Here is a 20,880-nt window from a genome sequence, read left to right as displayed (position 1 = left end):
TGCTTATGAGGCAATTTACACACGATTTCGGACTTGACTGGCCTCTCTGGGCCTGTCGGGGTACGCCTTGAACTTCACCTTGGTGTGGTCACTCTTAAGGCCACACTCCCTTATGGCTGCGGTGATGTGCCTGCTGCTGGAGCAGATCCTGCACTTGGCCAGTGCCCCCTTGTGCTCTGGGTGCTGTGGTACCCGGTACTTCTTTCCTCGACGGCGCCGACGAGAGGTCCCTGTGCTTCTCAGGTCCGGGTGTGCCGCGCAAGCCTGCAGTAGGTCGACCTCGGAGTAGCGAGCTGCTTACATAGAGCTGATAAGCAGATAGAGTCCGGCACTTTCTGCTATCGCGACTACCTCAGTGCGACTATCAGTACAGCCGTCCTTAAAATGTCGAGCTCCATCTTTAAGGTGCTTGTTCTTCCTTGTAAGATCGAGGGTACACTTCTGCTTAGGTGTGTGGCTGTTTGAGGCATGGGTCGAGTTGGCGATATCGTTGTCGGCGCCTATCTCTGGGCGGACTCTTGTTATTGTCGTTAGGCTCAACGATCTGGCGTTTGATCTCTCCTGAGAATTTCCTGGAGTGCTTGAGGTCCGCCATCGCGGCCCCCTTTCCCAAGGCCTCAGTCTCTCATGGGATTGTCCCTTTCACTGTAGCCACTCCATGTCTTCGCGAGCACCATCTTAGGTCGTGCGGGGGTCGCTACCTCATAATTAGTTGTTGTACTTAGCGTGTGGGTTCTCCATTGATGTCGGCACTCATCGTAAGGCGATACGCCCGAGGTGTCATTCTATACATGGAACGAAACTTGCGATAAAAGTAATCCATATTGCTGATTCCGACTTCTGAGGCCACTTCAACAATAGTCTTGTTGCTGTTGAGAAGTAGGTAGGCAGCTTCGATCATCTGCTGTGCTACGCGAATCTCGCTGAATGTTTGACCGGTTGCTTGCTTGAGTAGTGCCCCGAGTCTGCTGGGGCTATATCCAAACTCTGCGGCAGTTGACGAGAGCGTGCATGTTCGATAGTTGTGCTCGATATGATCAAGCATTCTGGATATGTCGTTTCCCCCAGTAGGCTGACCGATTCTGGTATTGCTATCATGGGCTAGTTCTCGCATGAGCTCCATGAAGAGCGAGGATGTATAGCTTTTCGTCATGATTTCGCTGAATGCATCGGGTGTTTCAAACTCCAAGAACAAGAGTGCAACGAGCACCTCCAGTCGTCCGTTTCCGGTGCCGTGCACAACTAGATAGCTGTCACGGCGCCTTCTCGACGAGATATATTCGAAGAGCAGGGTAGTGAGCATACCCCCGCCGGGAAGCTGACTGAGAAATACCATATCGAAGAACTCTTTCCGGAAGACCATCGATATTACGATGTCACCAGCTTCCTTGTACGTGGGGGAGGACCTCACCACTCCTGGATCGAAGATGATGGCATCTCCTCTTCCCAATACGTAATAGGAATCTCTCACGGCAAATCCGCATGTACCGTCATAGACGTAACTGACCTCCATGTCCTGGTTCACATGGGCAGGAACAGAAGTGAATCTCGTTTCCTTTATGAGGCCTACGCTCCTGTCGCTCAGCGTTCCCTTCCAATCGAAGAGATATGCTTCCCCTTCTGGAGTCTGAATCCTTGGAGTTGTGTCATAGATGGGGCTCGCTTTGCCAGAATGGTCTAGGTGCCATTGTTCGGATGGTGTAACGGTCCTAAGAGCTTCATTGGCATCTGCCAATGCATCATGCCTGCGTATGGTCATCTCTTACCTTAGATAGTGGAATCTGACATATACCACGAATGATTATGACATTTAATGCCTCACCAGCGATACGTAAGCTATTCGTAAGTAATTGCGAGTAGCAAAGTGACCACGTCATCATAAGGTGGAGGATACATGAGAAGCGGATTCCAACCGGATTTCTTGTGGGGCGGAGCCATCTCTGCGTCTCAGGCAGATGGAGGATGGAATGAAGGCGGCAAAGGCGTAGATACTCAGGACTTGCGTTGGCTTGATGGCAGCTGGACCCACGTACAGATCGAGGAGAAGCACCGAAACAGTCCATTCTCCAAAGCGGAGTTCGATGCTGCCCTTGCGGATGACGGAACGCGCTATTACCCGTTCCGTCGTGGTATCAATTTCTATCATCGGTACAAGGAAGACATAGCCCTCTTTGCGAAGCTCGGCCTTAAGGTGTTTCGTACCTCAGTATGCTGGGCTAGGATTTTCCCCGATGGTGACGATTTCGAGCCTAACCCGGAAGGTATTTCTTGGTACCGCTCTGTATTTAGTGAATGTCACCGCTATGGAATTAAGGTCTTCTGCACGATGGTGCACTACGACATCCCGGTGAACCTCGTGCTCCGGTATGGTGGCTGGAAATCGCGCAAAACCGTTGACTTCTTTGCGCGCTATGCCGAAACGCTCGTTGACAATCTAGGGGATCTTGTCGACTTCTGGCTTCCGTTCAATGAATTCAACGCCGGGCGTTTCTCGCCTTGGGATGGAGTCTGCCTTATCAAAGATGTCGAAGGCGAAGACTACGATTGCCAGATATTTCATTGTTTGCATCATCAGTTTCTTGCGAACGCCCGTGCGGTCCAGATTGTGCACAAGAAGAGCCCCGGAACGCCTGTCGGTGGAATGATCGCTCGATTCTGCAGCTATCCTGCGACCTGCCGTCCCGAAGACAATCTCCAGGCTCTTCAGGACAACCAGTATTCCAACTGGTTCTATGCTGATGTTATGGCAAGAGGTGCCTATCCAACCTATATGGACCGGTACTTCGACCGCCTTGGTATCACTGTAGAGAAGGGCCCTGACGATGACAATCTCATTGCCAGCAATACCGTAGACTTTCTTGCCTTCAGCTATTACTTTTCACAGATATCCACGACAGACCAGGGATGGGAGAAGACTTCCGGCAATCTGATTATGGCGAACAAGAATCCATATCTTCCGACTTCTGAATGGGGATGGCAGATGGATCCTTTGGGTCTCCGCATTACCCTTAACCAGATGTGGGATCGCTATAGCCTGCCTCTCTATATAGCAGAAAACGGGCTGGGTACTTCCGATACTTTAGAGCCCGATGGCCATGTGCACGATCCATATCGTATCAATTATCTGCGAAACCATATTGCTGCCCTTCGCGAGGCAGTCGTCGACGGAGTCGACGTGAGGTCGTATATGATCTGGGGATTCATCGATGTCATTGCATGTGGTCCCCTCACAATGGACAAGCGCTATGGCCTCATATATGTGGATCTTGATAATGAGGGGAAGGGAACGGGGGATCGCTACCTCAAGGATTCGTTCGACTGGTACAGGCGCGTTATAGCCACTAACGGGGTGGATTTGTCTTAGACACGGCTATTTGCATCTGCAAAACCAAAGGAGGAGACATGGCAGACACGGACAAGCGCAATCTGGCAGCGGAAATCCTCAGGCTCGTCGGAGGTTCTGACAACGTTGCGGTGGCGACCCACTGCATTACGCGGCTGCGCTTTAATCTCAGAGACGAATCGAAAGTGGATCTTGCAGTCTTAAAAAAGCTGGATGGAACGCTTGGTGCACAGGTAAAAGACGGTCAATGGCAAGTAATCATTGGCCCACATGTTGAAAGCGTCTATCGGGAGCTCGAACCGATGCTTGGTGACGATAAGGCGAAAGATGAGGTCGAGGCCGATCCTGATCAGCCTGAGCTCGCATCTAAAGATTCAGGTACAAAGGTGCGTGTCTTTGACTTTATCTCGGGTATTTTCTCGCCCATTATCCCCGCTCTTGTCGCAGGAGGCATGGTCAAGGGTATTCTTGCTATCATCTCCGCATTTGGTATCGATACCTCTGCCGGCGACTGGGCCGTCTTTTCCATGATTTCGGATATCCCCTTCTACTTTCTGTCGTTCCTCTTGGCAGTTTCCTGTGCTGACAAGCTTAAGATAAATCGGTCTCTTGCATTGTGCGCCGCAGGATCGCTGATGTATCCGACTATCGTCAACGCTGTTGGAACTGGTGAGATCCCGCTCACCCTGTTCGGAATCGCCCTTCCAATCTTCAGCTACTCGGATTCCGTATTTCCAGTCATCTTCGGCGTTTCCGGACTTGCATTTATCTATCATGCCATCGACAAGGTAGTTCCTGATCTCTTCAAACTCGTCGTTGTACCTGCCCTCTCACTTGCCATAGTCATTCCGTTGAACCTGCTTGTACTGGCTCCTATCGGAGCGTGGTGCGGCATCGGGCTTGCTAATGGCATCGTATGGCTGTTCTCCACCCTGGGACCGGTGGCGGGATTTCTTCTCGGGTTATTCATGCCGCTTATTGTTCTGTTCGGAATGCATCAGTCAACAAGTCCGATCCAGATTTCAAATATTGCCACGCTTGGATACGACTACCTGCTTCCGGTATCCTTCTGCCATAATCTTGCCGAATCTGGAGCATCATTCGGCGCGGCATTGAGGATAAAGGACGAGAGGTTGAAGTCCGCAGCTTTCACTTGTGCATTTTCGGCTTTCATGGGAATCTCGGAGCCTGCTCTCTTCACTGTGCAGGTGCCCAATAGGACGCCGCTCATCTCAGCAATGATTGCAAACGGAATAGGTGGTGCACTGACGGTTATCCTCGGAGTAAAGTGCTTTGGCTTCGTGATGCCGGGCATCACATCGCTGCCGGTCTATATGGATCCCTCCGGCAGTGTATGGAACATCATTGCCATAACGATTTGTATTGTTGCCACGTGGCTTATTGCTGCTGTATGTTCCTTTGCACTATGGGGAAAGGCTAAGAGCAAAATGGTGGCATAAGATTCCTGTGCATTTGCCTATTCAAGATTAGAGGATGAAGCGGAGCTGTTAAGCCGCTCCGCTTCATTTACTTAAGCCTTCCGTCTGCATGTCCGATTCTGCGACACTTATATGAGTCTACTTGCTCCACTACTCCAGTGTCTTTGCCCATGCAATGACATGGGAGGTCACAAGGGGATAGCAGATGCACTCCACGGCTACCTTGATGGCGCTGGCGACAACGATCATCTGGCCGATGACAGGCCAAGGAAGGACGCCTGTGAAGGCAAGGAGCGTGAACACCGTCATATCGAGCGTCTCTCCCACAATGGTCGATGCAATGCATCGCCATGCCAGTCTCTTCTCTCCGTCATGCACATGCATGAGCTCCATGATCTTGGCATTGGAGAGGCTGCCGACCACATAGGCTGTAAAGCTTGCAGCCAGGATGCGTGGGGTAGAGCCGAGCACGGATTCGAAGGCAGATTGTGCTGTGAAGGTGGAGAAGGATGGTGCTACAAGCGTCAGCTGGAAGAGGACGACACACAGAAGGTCGCAGAGGAAGGCCGTAATGGTAACACGCCTGGCTTCTGCAAAGCCAAAGACCTCGGCTAAGACATCTGAGACGATGTAGTCGACAGGAATGGTGAAGGTGCCACAGGTGACGGCAAAGCCGAAGAGATCTGTCTGCTTGTTCGTGATGATATTTGACGCTATGAGCGTCGCCACCGAAAGGGACGTGAGTATCTGCAGCAGATGATACTTCTTTATGTTCACGCATGTCTCCTAGTTTTGTTGAGGCTGGTTTCCTAGTACAGCCACATTCCCTTACTGGCGGTAGGGCACGGGGTCCTTCACGCCGTTGGCTGCAAATGCCTTCTTGCGATCGAGGCAGGTGCCGCAGACGCCGCACTGGACGTCTCCGCCCTCATAGCAGCTCCAGGTGAGCTCATAGGGCACATGGAGCTTGAGTCCCCAAGCAACAACGCCTGCCTTGTCGAGGTTCACGAAGGGGGCGACGAGATGGACAAGCCCGTAGGTGCCAAGCTCTATAGCCTTGCCCATTGCCTTTATGAACTCGGGCGAACAGTCAGGATAGGCATCTCCTGCTGCATCATCTGCATGGGCTCCGATATAGAGCTCGCATTCCTCATGCGGATAGACAGACTGGGCAACAGCAGCTACTGCTGCAAGGAGAAGCCCATTCCTGAAAGGGACGTAGGTTGCTATCTTGCCGTCTCCTTCTGCCATCTGCTCGGCGTAGGTGCCGTGAGCTATATCGTTGCCGCCCTGGAGCAGGGTGCACACGGAGCCGTCCATGATGTGGGTGGAGGCAAAATCGATCACGCGGTGTGCGACGCCGTAGTGCTTGGCGATCTTCTCTGCACAGGAGAGCTCCTTGTCGTTCTTCTGGCCATAGTAGGCAGAGACGGTCGTGACGTTCTTTGCACCATAGCGGTCTACCGCTATGCCGACACAGGTGGTGGAATCCACGCCGCCGCTGTTGAGGACGATTGCCTTCATGGATGTCGCGCCCTTCCTAGTCCTGCTCGTGCATCGAGAGCTGCTCGAACTGTCTGCGCGTGACCATGTCCTCATAGCCTGCATCGGGCTTTGCCCAGTTGGCAAACGGATAGATCGAGATGCCACCGCGCGGATTGAACCTGCCGAAGACCTCGATGTACTTGGGCTCCATGAGATGCGCCAGGTCTTCCAGGATTACGTTCACGACGTCCTCATGGAAGTCTCCGTGCTCGCGGAAGCTGAAGAGATAGAGCTTGAGCGACTTGGACTCGACCATGCGCACATCAGGGATGTAGTTGATGTAGATGCAGCCGAAGTCAGGCTGTCCTGTCTTGGGGCAGAGCGTCGTGAACTCAGGGCACTTGAACGTGACCATGTAGTCACGGTTCTGGTGCTTGTTCACGAAGGTCTCGAGAAGCGTGGGGTCATAGTCATGGGGATACTTCACGCCTTTGTTGCCCAGAAGGGTGACGCCCTTGAGTTCCTCAGGACTTCTTCCGGCCTCTGCCATGCTATCCATCTCCTTTGGATGCTGGTTCAAAACTTGGTTAACCATAGCACAATGCTGTACCTGTGCCCAAACGCCTAATCCTGTGCTGTGCTGCAGAACGGATTAGGTCCAGTTTCTCCTGCTCCGACACTGAGATAGGTACACCCGCGAATGGCAGATGAAAAGTGCCATCCTTTCCATGCGGAGATCTTGGCGTTGGCATATGAGGCAGCATGCTTTCTGCTTCAGAGAAGCAGAAAGCATGCCTGTGCTTTTAAAGAGCTAGGGAAACGATGATCAATGCCCCATAACGTGTCAGAGGGGACCGACCACACGACTTTTCTGGGCCGGTATGCGGGAAAGGCAGAAAAGGTTGCTCATCCAGCACGTGCAGGAGCCGCTATCCTTACATCCGTCCTGCCGCATGCACCGCAATAAGGCTCCAAGATAGATCAAGCGACGCTGGGAGCCGGGAGGTGCAGCCTGCCGGCAAAAGATGCACATGGCAAGGTTTGCAAGGGCGAGGCAGACATTGAGCATACAGGAGTTCTTCTCTATCCCCCTGTAGCGTGTCCTTAAGGGGCAGAAGCGCCGCTTCACGATAAGGAAGGGTGCTTCTGCCTTTGTGAACTGCCTCCCATTTCCTGGACATAGGAAATGGGAGGCAGTTCAGATGCGGGAGGCCTCCTCTTTGTCTCTGTGCCGGGACAGGCTATTCGTGCTTCATGTGCTGCGGTGAAGAAGGCGCATGCTCTTCTTCTGTTCCACCGACGAGCCAGCCCTGCTTCTTCGTGATACGGAGGATAACGAAGAAGACGGCGAGGTCGAACACAATCAAGAGAGAGCAATATCGTATTGCTGCAGCTATTATGCTGGTGCGTTCCTGTAGCGTCTGTCTTCGCGGTCCGCTTCTTCATCAAGACGCTCGGAGAGCCATACCTTGATTACCGCCTGTCTGTTTACGCCCATGCGAGCAGCTGCATGATCAAGGCCGCGTACCATATCTTCTGGTATATCCATGCTGATGCGGCGTGCTGCACGTTCTTTATTGGGGTGCCTTGCAGTTGAGAAATCCATGTATGGAGTTATGTCTTCACCAGCGTCGAAGCGCTGTTCAAGTTCATCGTTACTGATACTTTTCATAGCTATCTATCTCCTTTTTGGTCGATTTGCGCGCTGAAATGATTCGGATTCTGCTATCGCGCCATGTGAAGATAGCGGTCAGATAACAGTCTTTCGCGGTTCGTCCGATAATGGCCCATCGGTCTTCGGGATCGGAGACAAGGTGGACTTCAAGAGCTTGTGGATCATCCCAGATAGTTTCAGCTTCTGGGAAACTGATGCCATGTTTGTGGGAATTCGTCTTTGCCTTCTCACTATCCCATTCAAATTCATAATCTTCTTTCATTGCCATCCTATCTTAAGCTTGATAAGCTTATTACAAGCATATATTACCCATGAATAATAAGATATATGCAGTTTCTAGCTCTTCATGTGTCGCGGTGCTGAAGGCACATGCTCTTCTTCTGTCCCATCGACGAGCCAGCCCTGCTTCTTTGCGACATGGAGGATAACCAGGAAGACGGCGAGGTCAAGGGCGATCGAAATCGTCATATCGAGGATGGTTGCCTCAGCTACCATCGCATTGGCACCGACCGCTGCCGAGATGAGGAAGGCACAGATGTTGTTCGTGGCATGGAAGACGATGGAGGCTTCGAGGCCTCCTGTCTTGAGGGCCAGTACTCCTGCGATGAGGCCAAAGACCAGGATGGAGAGAAGTCCCCAGATGTTGTAGGTGTGCGACCCCATGAATATGACGGTCTGGAGCACAAGCGGTATCACGGCTATGGGGATCCAGCTGCCGAAGGTCTGCATGAGAAAGCCGCGGAAGGCATATTCCTCCGTTGCCGACTGCACCGGCACGAGGATCAAGATCGTGAGGAGGTAGGAGAGGCTGGGAAGCGAGAAGGCGGGAATCTCGCTTGAGAGGACCGAGGCTATCTCAAGCTCTGCAGCATTGCCTAGCGCAAAGACGAGGAGCACGGGCAGGATCAGCCGTCCGATCCTCTTCCAGCGGAGATGCCCCTCCACTGAGCTCAGGGTCCTGAGGCCGCCGAGGCGTGTCGCCTTCATTGCAATCCAGAGAGCAGGCAGAAGCAGGATGATGGAGCCCAAGAGAGGGGCGATGCCCAGACCGCTTCCTGTCATGAGGTCCATGGCCTCTTCCATGAGCTCGTCTGTGGTGATGCTGTCCGCATCCTGGATGAGCACCTCGAAGGGGGAAAGCACGCCCGAGGTCCCGAGCGCGAACATCGCTATTGCCATGAACACCACGAAGAGGAGGCCAGCCAGAAGGAAGCAGACGATCGGCTTCCACCAGCGGTAGCGTTCCTGTTCCTTCATGCGGACGAGGTAGGTCTTGGGCAGAAGCATATGCCATCCCTTCTTTGGTTGCGTATAGAGGGATTCTTCCTGAGAAGCAGCGGTTCATTGCTCAGAGTCAGACACTTTTCGGCGAGAGTGTCGGAGGATGACAGGCAGCTTACAGAAAAGGGTGGACAGCATTTCTGCTGCCCGCCCGAAAGGATGGATGTCGCGCTTTCTACTGTGCTGTATAGCCGCCATCGATGTAGAGGTGGATGCCGGTCGTGAATTCGTTCTCGACGAGGAAGACGATACCATGTGCAATCTCTTCCGGACGTCCGAGGCGTCCCAGCGGATGGAGCGAGACGAGGTGGTCGATGGCCTCCTTGCCCATTACGTCCTCGTTCACCATGCCGGTCTCGATGTAGCCGGGATTCACGGTGTTGACGCGGATATTGTACTTGGCAAGCGCGAGCGCGGCAGACTGGGTCATAAGGTTGACGCCGCCCTTGGCTGCATTGTAGGAGGGGAGATTCGGGGCTCTTCGCTGTTTCTAGTGGGTAGCGTATGCCAGCTTCTTCTGGGCCGTGAAGTCCAGACGGCCCAGCCTGAGGAAGATCATCGTCCTGAAGTAGGCGATGCCCCTGAAGCCCCTGGCGATGCTGCGGACCGACTGGACGACGGAGTTGAGGCCTTCCAGGAACGAGTTGGTGGAGCCTCTCTTCCACCAGTTTAGGATCCCCTCCCGCTCCTTCCTGAGGGTTCCCGCCACGCTCTTCATCTCGGCCACGGCAGAGTGCGCCATCCACGAGTAGAGGCGCTCTGGGGCTGCTGCCGCCGATTCCCTGTCGGGGCATGAATAGACGTCCTGCAGCGCCTCTCCCATCTGGCAGGCGCGTGCCTCCCTGAGATGGGTCTTCGCAGGGTCGAGCTCCTCCCTCTTGGCGAGCTGGAGCTTTGTGAGCGACTCCTTCTTCTTCAGCCACAGGTACTTCGTCTGGGTAAGCTGCCTTGTGCTTCTCCGCCGACTCGCGCCTCTCTTGGCACCTCACAGGGTCTGTCGCCCTCATCAGGAGCTGCACCACATGGAAGCTGTCCTACGCTCTGTGTGGCCTGGGGCATCTGCGCCGCCACGCCAAGCGAGTATGCCTCGGCCATGTCGCGCGTGACCTCCTGGACCTTTGACCTGTCCCCTGCGTGCTCCTTAAGCTCGTCTCAGAGCCTGCCTAAGGCCCCCTTGCCCCTGCCCCTGCGTGACGGCTCAGGCACGCTGACAGTCGAAGTTGGCCATGATGCTGATGTAGCTTTGGTTGCACTTGCGGGCGGTGTCGTCTATCCCTACGCGCACGACATCCGAGTAGTCGGCGGCATCCCTCGCCTCGGTCACGGCCTTGCCCAGCAGACGCCATATGCGCGTGGGCTGTCTCGTGCAGCTGCTGCGCGACCGGCGTCACGCTCATTCCTGAGAGCGCCCTCACTTATCGCCTGCGCCTCAAAGAGCGCCGTGAAGTGCGTCTTCGGCCGCACCTTTCAGGGCATCCTTGTGGCATGCACGCCGTCTTTGGGGCAGTCGGCCCTGGGCAGCGCGCAGTGCACGATCGTATCGTATTGCCAGATGCTAAGATACCACAAGGTCCTCTCGCGCGTGTCACAGGTGCCGCACATCCTGTGGCATACGGGGCACTCCACTGCCTGGCCCTTCCTGTGGGCCACCCTCACATGGAGCTCGTCTTGCGCTCCCTCGCGCTCCTTAAACCAGACGCCCGTGACCTCCCATTCGTCCTTAAGCCCCCTAGGGAAACGATGATTAATTCGGATCGATGAGGTAGCTGGGGCCACACGCTGTATGCCATCGGCTCAAAATGTCTCGAACCACGCAGTACCCATACCCACATAGATGCCTATCTGCCTGTGGATATGTTATAATTACAGCAACGTATTCCAGCATATCCAAAAGGCAGATATGGACAGCCAGATGAGCTTTTAAGACCTTAAATCCTAAGGTCTAAGGAGAAAGACCCGGCGAGAGGCATTCCTGGAGCAAATGGATACAATCGTTGTGTGGGATAGCTGGATTGCACTGGTAGATACCAGCTACCACGGACAGGCTCTTGTCAGGCATGTGCACGCTGCAAAGACAAAGCTTTAGGATGTATCCTGCTTTAGGTTATGTTTGCTCCCTTAAGACGAGGGAACTTAAGGATGCTATCCTGGATTGCCGCTCCTGGTAGCGCTTCTGTGCACGTAGACCTCATGCAGGCGCAGGTGCCAGATGCAACGACACTCGCGAAATTCCGCCATAGCCTTAAAGCGAGAGGAGTTTGGTAAAGCTTGTGCTTTGCGCCTGGACTTAGAACTTAAGAAGGCAGGGATCACGGCGCGGGGTGGCTCCATTGTGGATGCGACCTTCACCTGGGCCTTAAAGCTCCACGAAGAACCAAGACCACACGCGCGACCCTTAAGGCGCACCAGTCCAAGAAAGGGGGAGCCTGGCGTATCGGATACAAGGCGCATATCGGCGTGGATGCCGCAGGTGGCCTTGTGCATGGTGCCGGACTTTGGTTTTTCGATCCCCGATATGGTGCTATGAGGCCCCTCAGCCGCGCTTCCTGCCGGCAGAGGGGCCTTTCCCTTCGCCGCGCAGCATGGAGAGCGTGCAGGAGGAGATCGCCTTCACGTTGCCTTTGGTGAGGTTGAAGTGAAGCAGCGGCAGCCCTGTCCTTGACGCCAGCTCCTCGATGATGGGGCTTCTCCTGGATATGTTGGCATACCTCCTGTCGGAGGTGCGGCACACATCGAGGCCGCGACAGAGCCCCATAATGTCCTTGGAGGAGAAGCTATCTCCCAGCACCTTCATCTGCAGGAGCCTCATGAGCAGCACGGCGATGTAGCACACGAGGAAGTGGCCCGATATCGTGCTTTGCCTCTGAAGATAGACAGGCCTCGCATCGAGCTTGGACTTCATCACCCTGAAGCTCTCCTCGATCCTCCAGAGCCTGTGGTAGGTGCCATATATGGCCAGGGGACCCATCCTGCTCTCCGAGGTCACGATCATGTTGTAGCCGGCAAGGGCCCTGGCCTTCCTGATCGCCTCGTGGTTGAGCATGGCCGCGACCTTCATGTCCTCCCTGACCTCGCCCTCGCCGTCGACGGGGGAGAACGTGACATACTTCGCGCTGTCGCCGTACTCGGACCTTTTCGCGGCTGCGGCCTTAAGCGCCCTTGCCTTCTTCACCTGCCGGTCTATCTCGTATTTCTGCTTCCTGGCAAGCGAGGGGCTGTACGTGACGACGCGCCTCTCTAGGAGCTCGACCTTGCGCCTTCGTCCACGGACGTGTACCTAAAGTCGCCGTCGGCCACCTTGTAGCGAAACGATGTTCCGCCCTTCCCGTCGGCGACGTCCGTCCAGCCATCTCCCGAGAGCGCCCATGTGCGCTCCTTGGCGGGAAGCGTCTTCACCGACTTCGAGAATATGTAGCCGTCCCCTGCAAGCACCGCCTCCGCGATGTTGGCTGCGCAGCTGAGCCCCTTGTCGGCGACCCTCACGGTCCTGCCGGATATGGAGCCCCTCTCCTTCATCTGGGCGATGCATCTCCCCAGCTGCGGCCTGTCGCTCTCGCTGTCGGGAAACAGGCTCATGGCCACCGGGATGCAGTTGGCGTCGAGGAGAAGGCCCATCGCGACTGTCGGCTCCGGCCTGTGCTCCTTGGAGGGCCCCTTCCTTCAGAAGGAGTCCTTGCGGTCTATCTCGAAGTAGAAGTTTGTGCAGTCGAAGTAGGCCAAGGACATGTCGTGGCCGAAGGCATCCTCCACGTGCGCATTGTAGATCTCGACGACCTTGTCGTACTCGTCGCCCAGATAGGCGAGCCCGTCTCAAAGCTGGTCCAGGGTGAAGGATGCGTCCACGCCCTCCATCTGGGGCAGCACGTCCTCGAAGGTCCTGAGCTTGGAGCAGGGGGCGACGGCCCTCGCATAGACGAGCGAGGAGAGGAGATCGTGCAGCGAGAAGCGCAAGCCCGAGGGGGTCTGGAGCAGCGCCATGTCCTCCGCCGTGCCGAGGGCCGTGTCCTCCGCCTTCAGGGCGAAGTGGCCGAGGTGCCTCGTGGCAGGCACGTCAGATATCTCCCGCACCCTCTCCCTCTCCATGCCGGCCTTGCGCTCGGCATTCATGCGGGCCACCTCGCGCTTGTAATGGGGGACGGGATCGGCGATGTCCTTCTCCATCAGCGCGTCGGCATAGCCCAGGGCCTTCACCGACCTGTTCGTGGTATGCCTTCGCTCGGGGTCCCAGTGGCTCTCGTATATCTGGAGATAGAGCCCTTTCTTTGTTGCGCGTCTGCTTGAGGAAGTAGGCCATCTGCCACTCCCTGTCAGACGAAAGCACCATAGCACCGTATATAGATGACGTCAGGAAATTCCCCACAGATCAAGCATCGGAGTATAAAAAAGCCAGCTCAGGGCTGGCTTTCCGGGTTCCGAACCATGTTCTGGGTCCTGAAGAATCGTGGTGCTAAACGCTAAAGACGGGAAAGCACCATAGCACCATGTATATATTCTATCAGGGAGCGATTTCCGGATCAAGCATACAGGCATGAAAAAAGCCAGCTCAGGGCTGGCTTTTGCGGTTCCGGGCCATGTCCCGGGTCCTGAAGAATCGTGGTGCTAAAAGCTAAAGACGGGGATCGTCTATGGCCCAAGTGCGACCGTTCACCGCGCTCTTTCCTATTTATGCTATATATGAAAGTATGACGTAGATTATCAGTTAATATTGATTTAAGTAGATAAGAATACCTTGTCTACTGGAAGTGTAAGGTCAGGATCGGAGATTGGAGCTGAAATATTCAAGCGGTTCTTTTATGGGGTATGCTCAGCACTCCTTGCGGTGGCGATGGTATCTCCCACGGTAGCAATGGCCGCCGGGGCGGCTCCAACCAATGGCCCGCAACGCATCACGTCGCCAAAGACGGTCAGGTACCCTGCAGAGGGCGGTACTTGGACGTACGGCAACTGGCTTTTCTATATCCACTCTGACTACGATCACGGCTCCAAGGCTCATGGAAGCTCTTGCGAGCTTGATGGCGTCTACAACTCCAGCATCGACACCGCTGCTGGAAAGGTCTCGTATTCGTAGGTTGCGTGCCCGACCGATTTTCCTTGGGAAAACAAGCAGGACTCCTACTGGTATCGCATCTGCTAGACGTGCTTGAGCTTTTCTAGGCGTTTGGCTTCGATATGGGGCGAAGGGTCAAACTTTCGCCCCATATCCCCATATCATTTGCAGATGCAACAGGAAGGAAAAGCCATGTATCGTCTAGCCATGCGACTTGCTGCATGTACTTTCGCAATTGTGCTTTGCTTTTGCGGAACCCAATCGGTCAAGAGCTACCAGAGGCAAGCGCCATTTGGTGCCGATGTTTCCTTCTCTCTTAATATCGTTGATTCTTCGGCACCAAAAAGCCAGCTTGCAAGAGAGCTTGCCGCAATTGGCGAAGAGCACAATGCCCTGATCTGCAAGGTTTCTCCTGACGAAAAGCACTACCTAACGAAAACGGACATTGTTTTATTCTCAGGCTCCACTGATTCTGAGATCGGTCCATCTTTGGATAGGGACAACATACAGTGGACTGATGGCGACATTTCGGGAAAATTGATCGATTACGAAGACATGGGATCGAGGACCCTGAACGGGTCATACTGCGCTTCCAACACTGCAGGCCTTCGTGACGCAATCCAGCAATGGGCAGCATCACGAGCCATAGTCATTGAGTGGCATGCCCTTTCGGGACTCACGGCACCCGTCCTGGTAGGTTCAATGTTTGCCAATGCGTCCGGTCTCCTGATTCCCGCATCGATGCTCTTTGTTGCAGCATCGGTGCTATTCATGGCACAGAAAAGATGGAACACAAACCGCATCCTCTTGATTGGCGGAGTCCCATACAGTCGCGTTCGCGGTTCGCTGGCGGCATGCGCCATCCTATCCCTCTTGCAAGGGCTGCTGGCAGGCTATCTGATGTTTGCAATATATGTTGCGATCTTTGCTGGAGGCCTTGCTCAGCTCCATATTATTGCTTCGGCCATCCTGCCAACTATTCTGCCGCTCTCCATCATCGCCGCTATCGCAGGGTCAATCCTTGGCGGAGCAATGGTCCCATCCTTTGAAAGCCTTCATCAGAGGAAAGCCTCTTCTCTCCCGATCAGGATTCTCAAATCATCGTTGACTGTCTGCAGTCTTCTGATAGTCATGGCTGGCATTTTCTTCGGATGCTCGCTGTTGGAAAATGAACGTATGCTGCTGTCTCAGTCGTCAATGTACGAGCAAATGGCAAGCGCAACACGCGTCAGCCTGAGAGCCATACCGTCTGAGAGAAATGATGGCGGGATCAGCTACGCTAAGGAACATATAGAGAAGCTGATTGACGAGGCGGAACGCAGCAACATTTTGCTTGCATCAATCGATGTAAAGCAATCCATGTCCCTCAGTGCAAGCGAATGCGAAGGCTTTGATAGCTACGTAATTGTCAACAGGGCATATCTTGATCTTCTTGACATTGGAATTGGGAAGAGCGGATCCGGAGGCTCAATCACACAGCTTGAGATAGGCGATGTTCCGGAAACAGCCATAGAGCTGACCGATCTCTGGGGCGGAGATTCCGCTAACGACAATTTCTCATTCTGGTCCTATAGCGGAAGTGGACTGCTCGCTCTTGGCGCCAACACATCTCAAGGGGGAAGAAACGTAACTTATGATAATCCCCTTGTCATACTTATCGAAGCGCCAATGTCATCTCTCAACTACGAGGGATTCACGTCGGCCATGCTCTCGACAGGCAATGTATTCTTCTCCGACTATGACACGCTTGACGAATTGATTTCTGCAACCGGTTCAAGGGAGTTCATCGCATCGATTGATCGCCTGTTCGAAGTCGCTCAGCTATATGCGCAGATAGCATCAAGCCGGGCGAATGTTCTGCTGGCCGCCATCATAGCAGCTTGCGCCGTAGTCATATCCATGGCAATTCAATCGGCTCTGTCATGGAGCTCATTGAATCGAGAAAGGATCTTCGCCAATAGAACCAGCGGAAAATCGTATCCGCGCATCGTCCTGAACAACATGAAGCGAATGATATGCATTGGTGTGGCACTCATCTTTGCTTCCGCCGCCATTGAGATTGCCTGTCAGATGCGATACGTGACGCTTTCAGTTGCCGTCCCTTTGATTCTTTACCTATCGGCTCAGTTCATATTTCGTGGAATCTTCTCTTCGACCGTATTCCGCAGCACCATCGCTCGAAAGGAGGCATAGCAAATGCTAATCGTCGGAAAGAACCTTGGCGTTGATATATCGGGCAGGACCATCTTCAAGGCAATTAACCTGAGAATTGAACTGGGAACGTCAATGGCAATTGTCGGAGCATCCGGATCGGGAAAAACAACGCTGCTCAATTGTCTCGGCCTTTTGATGAAGCCAACTCATGGAGACGTGATAATCGACGATCGGATCATGTCGCATGCGGCACGCGGCGAAGTTCTAAGATTCTGGCGCGACTCGGCAGCGTTCGTATATCAGGACAGCGGGGTTATAGACGATGAGTCAGTTGGATACAATGTTTCGCTTTCCCGGAAAGCGGAGAAATACGATGCCAAATCAATCGAATCAACACTAGAGAAGGTTGGGCTCGGAGGCAGAACAAAAGAACGTGCCGTGACACTCTCTGGCGGCGAAAAACAGCGTCTTGGTATCGCTCGAGCAATATATAAAAATGCAGACGTCATTTTTGCTGACGAGCCGACAGCATCACTCGACAGCAACAACAGATCCATGGTTCGCAATCTTCTTCTTGAACAATCAAAAAGAGGAGCCTGTATCGTGATTGCAACACACGATATTGATTTTGCGCGCGCATGCGATGGAATAACAGACCTTTCGATGGAACCGCCCGCAGGTTAAGGGGCCGTCATTCTCATCTCAAGCCCTTCGATGATGAGCCCTGAAACGGTAGTATTGTGATCCGCCGCATAGGTACTTGTCTTCTGTTTCTGCCCATCAGCAGCCCAGAAGATAATGCAGCTGTCTTTCTTGCGGGCCGTGGAATCGCCCTTGCTGCGCGTGTCCTGGGTGCCCATGAGAGTCGTGCTCGCTTCTCCAGCGGGCATGATGCGGCGGGCAGGCTTCTTAATCGCCGCCGTAGAATCTCCCTGTCTTCCTTGATGCTCTTCTTGAGCTGTTCGTAAACGGCCTCGTATCCGTAGAAGTCGTCATCGAAGGCGTTGCCGAAGAAGCTCTTCAAGGCCTCGAGGCTCGTCACCTGAATGTCGAAGCAGCTGGCGTGGCGTTCTTCAAGCTCGTCAATCGATTGCTTGAGGCCGAGGGTGTTGGGGATGATGCGGGTGAGCAGGATTGGGTAGAGAATGTCTAGCGCCCCGAGGGTCTTGGTGGTCTCGAAGGTCTTCACGTTGCTGGCAGGTCCGGTCGTGGTCGGCGCTATCACGAGGTCTGAGCAGTCGGCGGCCTCGTCCATAGCGCGACCATTCGGTGGACAGTCGATGAAGAGCTCTCTGCTCTCGTGAGCCTGCGCTCCGCTGTGCGAACGGTCGTAACATTGGCGGGTGTGACGGAGAACGGCAGCGGGTCGCCGTTCTCCTCTGCCCTCATCGCCCATGGGCTCGCGCTTGACTGGGGGTCGGTGTCGTTAAGCTCAACGTCTTTGCCGTCGCGTTTTGCCGCCGTGGCTAGTGCTATGGCCGTGGTTGCCTTGCCGACCCCGCCCTTGAGGTTGATGGTTGAGATGATCACGCGCCCCTCCTTCTGAAATCCTATGTAGGCTGTATATACAATCTGTGTCGGAGTCAATCGTCTTCCTCGGCTATCATGAGTGCCTTGGCTGGTCAAAAGCGCAGGCGCAGGTCCCTTCCTTCAGGCATGGGTCAGGCCGCGCATCCGGCGACAGCCGGATGATAAGACAGCGACGCGTGGCATGATGCATCCAAGAAGCACAGGGGCAGCAGAAACGCCGTCCTGCACAAGCCAGAGAAACTGGGTCGACCTGAGCGAAGCGCTTGATGCCCTTGGTCGAGCCCAGATTGAAGCGACGTGTCTTGGAGAGGGCCTGGCCCGGAGTCAGGCCATAGATCTCTCGGATGGTCAGACGCAGATCAAAAGGTGCACGCTTCGCTATAGCGAGACGGCAGAGGCTATGGAGATCCTGCTGTACGTCTCGGACAGAATCGATATTGCTGACAGCGGGGAAGGTGTTCACGGCAGCTGGCATCCCACCGCTCATGAGAGAGCGGTGGAAGATATCGGGAAGTCTCATAGGGGAACTCCGGCAGAGCGGCTCGTTCCCTGAAGCATTGGATTGCTTGCTGGCAAGTTTCCTCATCATGGCCGTTGGCCCAGCAGAATCCCCGAAATCGGGAGGATGCATCTGCATTTTCGTGACAGAGCCGGCAGCACAGAACCGATCGCATCAAGACGCAAGCCGAGACACAAGTCGGTAAGGGCGAACCGATATGTGCGCTTCTGCACAAGATGCTTTATGAAGGTGACGATATCGGGGCATTCCTGCACCTCATCGGCAGCTGCTCGGTCCTGCCCGGCACGAGGGAAGACGTGGCGGCGACGGACATCTGCAGTTCGAGACCGTCTGCGCTTTTCGCTGCAGCGAATGATTCTGGTACGGAGGCGTTTTAGATCAGGTCGAACTTCTCGACGTGTTTGAAGCGCTCACTCAGAACGCATCGGGCAGACAGCTTTTGCCGACCTGGCGTATGCCATAACACGAAGTGCCTTTCTGGAAAGGGCTTCGAGCCAGTTCTTGAAGAGTCTAGGGAGCTTTCCTTTTGAGCATGCAGCGTGTCGATATTGAAGGGCCCTATCAAAGATCAGCATGATGCGCTGTCCAGAATTCCTGCAGGGTCATGGGATCTGGTTTCTTGCTACAGCGTGCTCTGGCCCCACTGGACTGTGCAGGGAAGGACCTGGTGAGGATCGATCCTGCCAGTGCCGCTGATGAGGTCGAGGAGGATCTTCGCTGCCTCGACGCCTTCCTTGAAGGCAGGCTGTGCGATGACAGAGACGGATGGGGAGGCGACTTCTGCCCAGTCGGTGTTGTCGAAGCCGAGAAGGCCTACCTCCTTCGGCATGCGCCCATAGAAGTCGCGCATAGCGACATAGATGTCGGGCAGGGCCCAGCAGTTCGGAGCGAAGACCAGGGTCGGCACCGTGCATTCGTCGAGCTGCTCATGCAGCCATGCCGTGAGCTCCTCTTGAGGCACGCCTTTGTCGGGAATCACGAAATGCTCGGAGGGGAGGCCCAGGGCTTCGATCGTATCGGTCGTGCCCTGGAGGCGTTCGGTCCTCGAGCTCAGAAGCTGCGGCTCTGCCGCCACGACAAGCACGCGCTGGTAGCCCTTGGCAAGAACCTCGGAGAGGGCCCGCTTCGTGGCTTCGTAGTTGTCGGTCTTGACCCAGCTTGCCGTGTAGTCATAGTACTTGGAGTCGAAGAAGACGAGCTTCTTGCCGGAGCTTCCGATCGCTTCTGCCACTTCGCGGAAGCGTGCGGTCGGCTGCACGATGAAGCCATCCACCCCGACCGAGATGAGGCGGTCGATCAGGGCATGCTCGTTGTCGCGGTCGAAGTTCGAGCTCGAAATCAGAAGACGGTATCCTGCCTCGCTTGCCACCGAGTCGATGCCCTTCACGATCTGGTTCGAGAAGTGGTTCGCGATGTCGCCGACGACGACGTCTATCAGATAGGTCTGCTTGGCATTCATGCTGCGCGCCAAGGGGGCTCGGCTCATAGCCGGTCTCGCGGATGACCTGGCCTATCCTGTCATGGGTCTCTTTCGACATGCGGTCGGTGTGCCCATTGAGGTAGAAGGAGACCGTCGTCTTCGAAGTTCCGGCAAGGCGGGCAATCTCGGTGATCGTGACACGCTTCTTGGTGGCTGGCATGATGCTTCCTCGGGATGAAGAGGGTTTAGTAAACCAATAATAGCATGGGACACGGAAAAGGCCTGCTTCCCCGTGTCCCACGGACGATGCTCTGCAGCAGCTGCTAGGCGAGAATCTCCTTGACGGCTGCAATGACCTCGGCATCGGTTGCCTCGGCGAAGAAGTACTCCTGGAAGTGCTCGCTTGCGAAGGCACCCTTCACGAGGTCGCGGTCGAGGTCGCGCAGGAGCTCCGGGAACGGACGGAAGGCTGTGGCGCGTACCGCATCGAGGATCTTCTTGTTGCGCTGCTCGGGCTCGACGCGCTCTGCCGGATAGCCATTGCCGGAGCCGAAGCCGAAGAGCTTCTCGAACGTGTACTCGAGGTTGAGCTCCTGGCCCCAGCCGTTCTTGAGGGCAAAGGGCATGGCCACGGCGTTGCCGTCATTGATCTGGGCAAAGGTGTAGGCATCGAGCGGATCCTCGACGTGTCCGCAGATGACGCCGGGGAAGGAGTTGAGCGCGAGCATGGCGCCCTCGCCGGTGCCGCAGCCGGTGACCACATAGTCTGCTGCCTTGCCGTTCAGAAGCGTTGCGGCAAGGATGCCGTTCTGGACATAGGTGAGCTGGGCAGCGTCGTCTGCGGCATACATGCCGTAGTTGAAGACCTTATGCCCCATCGGCTCTGTGACCTTGCGCAGCGCCTTCTCAATCATTGCGTTCTTTGCTGCCTGGCTGTTCTCGTTGATAAGCGCGATTCTCATGGTGGTGTGCCTTTCATACTGAGG

Annotated in this window: 24 protein-coding genes and 3 pseudogenes; 7 read left to right on the top strand and 20 right to left on the bottom strand. The window is 54.9% G+C overall.

The window, feature by feature from the left end:
* Positions 1-721: 721 nt before the first annotated feature.
* Complete coding sequence (locus tag J4859_RS10945) at positions 722-1,735, bottom strand: AraC family transcriptional regulator (protein ID WP_212329800.1); 1,014 nt, start codon at positions 1,733-1,735, stop codon at positions 722-724.
* Positions 1,736-1,894: 159 nt separating this feature from the next.
* Here J4859_RS10945 and J4859_RS10940 point away from each other — a divergent pair, with 159 nt between their 5' ends.
* Complete coding sequence (locus J4859_RS10940) at positions 1,895-3,364, top strand: glycoside hydrolase family 1 protein (RefSeq protein WP_212329798.1); 1,470 nt, start codon at positions 1,895-1,897, stop codon at positions 3,362-3,364.
* A gap of 38 nt (positions 3,365-3,402) precedes the next feature.
* Positions 3,403-4,803, top strand: coding sequence for a PTS transporter subunit EIIC (locus J4859_RS10935; RefSeq protein WP_212329796.1), 1,401 nt, complete (start codon positions 3,403-3,405; stop codon positions 4,801-4,803).
* 129 nt (positions 4,804-4,932) lie between these two features.
* On the opposite strand, the gene J4859_RS10930 is transcribed toward J4859_RS10935, so the two are convergent.
* The 11 genes and pseudogenes from J4859_RS10930 to J4859_RS10885 form a co-directional block, all read right to left on the bottom strand.
* On the bottom strand, positions 4,933-5,559 hold the full coding sequence (locus J4859_RS10930; RefSeq protein ID WP_212329795.1) for a queuosine precursor transporter: 627 nt from the start codon (positions 5,557-5,559) through the stop codon (positions 4,933-4,935).
* A gap of 51 nt (positions 5,560-5,610) precedes the next feature.
* Positions 5,611-6,306 carry a 7-cyano-7-deazaguanine synthase QueC gene (gene queC / locus J4859_RS10925; protein WP_212329794.1) on the bottom strand — a complete coding sequence of 232 codons (696 nt, stop codon included), beginning with the start codon at positions 6,304-6,306 and terminating at the stop codon, positions 5,611-5,613.
* Between the two features lie 16 nt (positions 6,307-6,322).
* A complete protein-coding gene (gene queF / locus J4859_RS10920; RefSeq protein ID WP_212329793.1) occupies positions 6,323-6,817 on the bottom strand; it encodes a preQ(1) synthase in 495 nt (164 codons plus the stop codon).
* Between the two features lie 846 nt (positions 6,818-7,663).
* Positions 7,664-7,939 (bottom strand): type II toxin-antitoxin system BrnA family antitoxin, encoded by a 276-nt coding sequence (brnA, locus tag J4859_RS10915; protein ID WP_212329792.1) that lies wholly within the window; start codon positions 7,937-7,939, stop codon positions 7,664-7,666.
* Positions 7,923-8,210, bottom strand: a complete 288-nt coding sequence (locus tag J4859_RS10910; protein WP_212329791.1) for a BrnT family toxin — start codon at positions 8,208-8,210, stop codon at positions 7,923-7,925. Before J4859_RS10910 ends, brnA begins: the two co-directional genes overlap by 17 nt.
* A 68-nt stretch (positions 8,211-8,278) precedes the next feature.
* The gene (locus J4859_RS10905) at positions 8,279-9,229 is read right to left on the bottom strand and encodes a CPBP family intramembrane glutamic endopeptidase (RefSeq protein WP_212329790.1); all 951 of its coding nucleotides are present in this window, start codon (positions 9,227-9,229) and stop codon (positions 8,279-8,281) included.
* Between the two features lie 169 nt (positions 9,230-9,398).
* Positions 9,399-9,698, bottom strand: a pseudogene (locus tag J4859_RS10900) (SDR family NAD(P)-dependent oxidoreductase); the annotation flags it as partial.
* A 15-nt stretch (positions 9,699-9,713) separates the two neighbouring features.
* Positions 9,714-10,172, bottom strand: a pseudogene (locus J4859_RS10895) (transposase); the annotation flags it as partial.
* Between the two features lie 249 nt (positions 10,173-10,421).
* On the bottom strand, positions 10,422-10,547 hold the full coding sequence (locus J4859_RS17030) for a hypothetical protein (protein WP_256436724.1): 126 nt from the start codon (positions 10,545-10,547) through the stop codon (positions 10,422-10,424).
* On the bottom strand, positions 10,544-10,687 hold the full coding sequence (locus tag J4859_RS10890) for a hypothetical protein (RefSeq protein ID WP_212329788.1): 144 nt from the start codon (positions 10,685-10,687) through the stop codon (positions 10,544-10,546). Before J4859_RS10890 ends, J4859_RS17030 begins: the two co-directional genes overlap by 4 nt.
* A gap of 3 nt (positions 10,688-10,690) precedes the next feature.
* A complete protein-coding gene (locus tag J4859_RS10885; protein WP_212329786.1) occupies positions 10,691-10,999 on the bottom strand; it encodes a hypothetical protein in 309 nt (102 codons plus the stop codon).
* 499 nt (positions 11,000-11,498) lie between these two features.
* On the opposite strand from J4859_RS10885, the gene J4859_RS10880 reads away from it, so the two are divergent.
* Positions 11,499-11,750, top strand: a complete 252-nt coding sequence (locus J4859_RS10880; RefSeq protein ID WP_212329785.1) for a hypothetical protein — start codon at positions 11,499-11,501, stop codon at positions 11,748-11,750.
* Positions 11,751-11,756: 6 nt separating this feature from the next.
* On the opposite strand, the gene J4859_RS10875 is transcribed toward J4859_RS10880, so the two are convergent.
* The 3 genes from J4859_RS10875 to J4859_RS10865 form a co-directional block, all read right to left on the bottom strand.
* A complete protein-coding gene (locus tag J4859_RS10875; protein ID WP_212329783.1) occupies positions 11,757-12,395 on the bottom strand; it encodes a hypothetical protein in 639 nt (212 codons plus the stop codon).
* A 65-nt stretch (positions 12,396-12,460) separates the two neighbouring features.
* On the bottom strand, positions 12,461-12,838 hold the full coding sequence (locus J4859_RS10870; protein WP_212329782.1) for a hypothetical protein: 378 nt from the start codon (positions 12,836-12,838) through the stop codon (positions 12,461-12,463).
* 195 nt (positions 12,839-13,033) lie between these two features.
* Complete coding sequence (locus J4859_RS10865; RefSeq protein WP_212329780.1) at positions 13,034-13,414, bottom strand: hypothetical protein; 381 nt, start codon at positions 13,412-13,414, stop codon at positions 13,034-13,036.
* A 634-nt stretch (positions 13,415-14,048) separates the two neighbouring features.
* Between J4859_RS10865 and J4859_RS10860 the strand changes: the two genes are divergently transcribed.
* From J4859_RS10860 to J4859_RS10850, 3 genes are all read left to right on the top strand, one after another.
* The gene (locus tag J4859_RS10860) at positions 14,049-14,291 is read left to right on the top strand and encodes a lactococcin 972 family bacteriocin (protein ID WP_212335274.1); all 243 of its coding nucleotides are present in this window, start codon (positions 14,049-14,051) and stop codon (positions 14,289-14,291) included.
* Between the two features lie 72 nt (positions 14,292-14,363).
* Positions 14,364-16,463 carry a hypothetical protein gene (locus tag J4859_RS10855; RefSeq protein ID WP_212329778.1) on the top strand — a complete coding sequence of 700 codons (2,100 nt, stop codon included), beginning with the start codon at positions 14,364-14,366 and terminating at the stop codon, positions 16,461-16,463.
* A 3-nt stretch (positions 16,464-16,466) separates the two neighbouring features.
* Entirely contained in the window at positions 16,467-17,108 is a 642-nt protein-coding gene (locus tag J4859_RS10850; protein WP_212329777.1) for an ABC transporter ATP-binding protein, read from the top strand.
* 13 nt (positions 17,109-17,121) lie between these two features.
* On the opposite strand, the gene J4859_RS10845 is transcribed toward J4859_RS10850, so the two are convergent.
* Positions 17,122-17,679, bottom strand: a complete 558-nt coding sequence (locus tag J4859_RS10845; RefSeq protein WP_212329775.1) for a hypothetical protein — start codon at positions 17,677-17,679, stop codon at positions 17,122-17,124.
* Positions 17,646-18,050, bottom strand: a complete 405-nt coding sequence (locus J4859_RS10840) for an AAA family ATPase (RefSeq protein ID WP_212329773.1) — start codon at positions 18,048-18,050, stop codon at positions 17,646-17,648. The genes J4859_RS10845 and J4859_RS10840 overlap by 34 nt, the downstream gene beginning before the upstream one ends.
* Before the next feature lie 639 nt (positions 18,051-18,689).
* Here J4859_RS10840 and J4859_RS10835 point away from each other — a divergent pair.
* On the top strand, positions 18,690-18,851 hold the full coding sequence (locus J4859_RS10835) for a hypothetical protein (RefSeq protein WP_212329771.1): 162 nt from the start codon (positions 18,690-18,692) through the stop codon (positions 18,849-18,851).
* A gap of 245 nt (positions 18,852-19,096) precedes the next feature.
* Here J4859_RS10835 and J4859_RS10830 read toward each other — a convergent pair whose 3' ends face one another.
* The 3 genes and pseudogenes from J4859_RS10830 to J4859_RS10825 form a co-directional block, all read right to left on the bottom strand.
* Positions 19,097-19,945, bottom strand: a complete 849-nt coding sequence (locus tag J4859_RS10830) for a substrate-binding domain-containing protein (RefSeq protein WP_249113608.1) — start codon at positions 19,943-19,945, stop codon at positions 19,097-19,099.
* Positions 19,946-20,009: 64 nt separating this feature from the next.
* A pseudogene (locus J4859_RS16330) lies at positions 20,010-20,114 on the bottom strand (LacI family DNA-binding transcriptional regulator); the annotation flags it as partial.
* Between the two features lie 103 nt (positions 20,115-20,217).
* Entirely contained in the window at positions 20,218-20,856 is a 639-nt protein-coding gene (locus J4859_RS10825) for an RpiB/LacA/LacB family sugar-phosphate isomerase (protein ID WP_212329769.1), read from the bottom strand.
* Positions 20,857-20,880: the final 24 nt, after the last annotated feature.

It is taken from the genome of Atopobium sp. oral taxon 416 (genome assembly GCF_018128285.1).
Classification (GTDB): domain Bacteria; phylum Actinomycetota; class Coriobacteriia; order Coriobacteriales; family Atopobiaceae; genus Olsenella_L.
The sequence above is the reverse complement of the archived record's forward strand: the minus strand, read 5'-3'. Positions and strand labels throughout refer to the sequence as shown.

Bases quoted from the DNA above. Each gene is read 5' to 3' on its own strand.
- J4859_RS10940 (WP_212329798.1), top strand. From the start codon at position 1,895: ATGAGAAGCGGATTCCAACCGGATTTCTTGTGGGGCGGAGCCATCTCT.
- J4859_RS10935 (WP_212329796.1), top strand. From the start codon at position 3,403: ATGGCAGACACGGACAAGCGCAATCTGGCAGCGGAAATCCTCAGGCTC.
- queC (WP_212329794.1), bottom strand. From the start codon at position 6,306: ATGAAGGCAATCGTCCTCAACAGCGGCGGCGTGGATTCCACCACCTGT.
- queF (WP_212329793.1), bottom strand. From the start codon at position 6,817: ATGGCAGAGGCCGGAAGAAGTCCTGAGGAACTCAAGGGCGTCACCCTT.
- brnA (WP_212329792.1), bottom strand. From the start codon at position 7,939: ATGAAAAGTATCAGTAACGATGAACTTGAACAGCGCTTCGACGCTGGT.
- J4859_RS10910 (WP_212329791.1), bottom strand. From the start codon at position 8,210: ATGGCAATGAAAGAAGATTATGAATTTGAATGGGATAGTGAGAAGGCA.
- J4859_RS10905 (WP_212329790.1), bottom strand. From the start codon at position 9,229: ATGCTTCTGCCCAAGACCTACCTCGTCCGCATGAAGGAACAGGAACGC.
- J4859_RS10870 (WP_212329782.1), bottom strand. From the start codon at position 12,838: ATGGGCCTTCTCCTCGACGCCAACTGCATCCCGGTGGCCATGAGCCTG.
- J4859_RS10860 (WP_212335274.1), top strand. From the start codon at position 14,049: ATGGTATCTCCCACGGTAGCAATGGCCGCCGGGGCGGCTCCAACCAAT.
- J4859_RS10850 (WP_212329777.1), top strand. From the start codon at position 16,467: ATGCTAATCGTCGGAAAGAACCTTGGCGTTGATATATCGGGCAGGACC.
- J4859_RS10845 (WP_212329775.1), bottom strand. From the start codon at position 17,679: ATGGACGAGGCCGCCGACTGCTCAGACCTCGTGATAGCGCCGACCACG.
- J4859_RS10835 (WP_212329771.1), top strand. From the start codon at position 18,690: ATGCTTTATGAAGGTGACGATATCGGGGCATTCCTGCACCTCATCGGC.
- J4859_RS10825 (WP_212329769.1), bottom strand. From the start codon at position 20,856: ATGAGAATCGCGCTTATCAACGAGAACAGCCAGGCAGCAAAGAACGCA.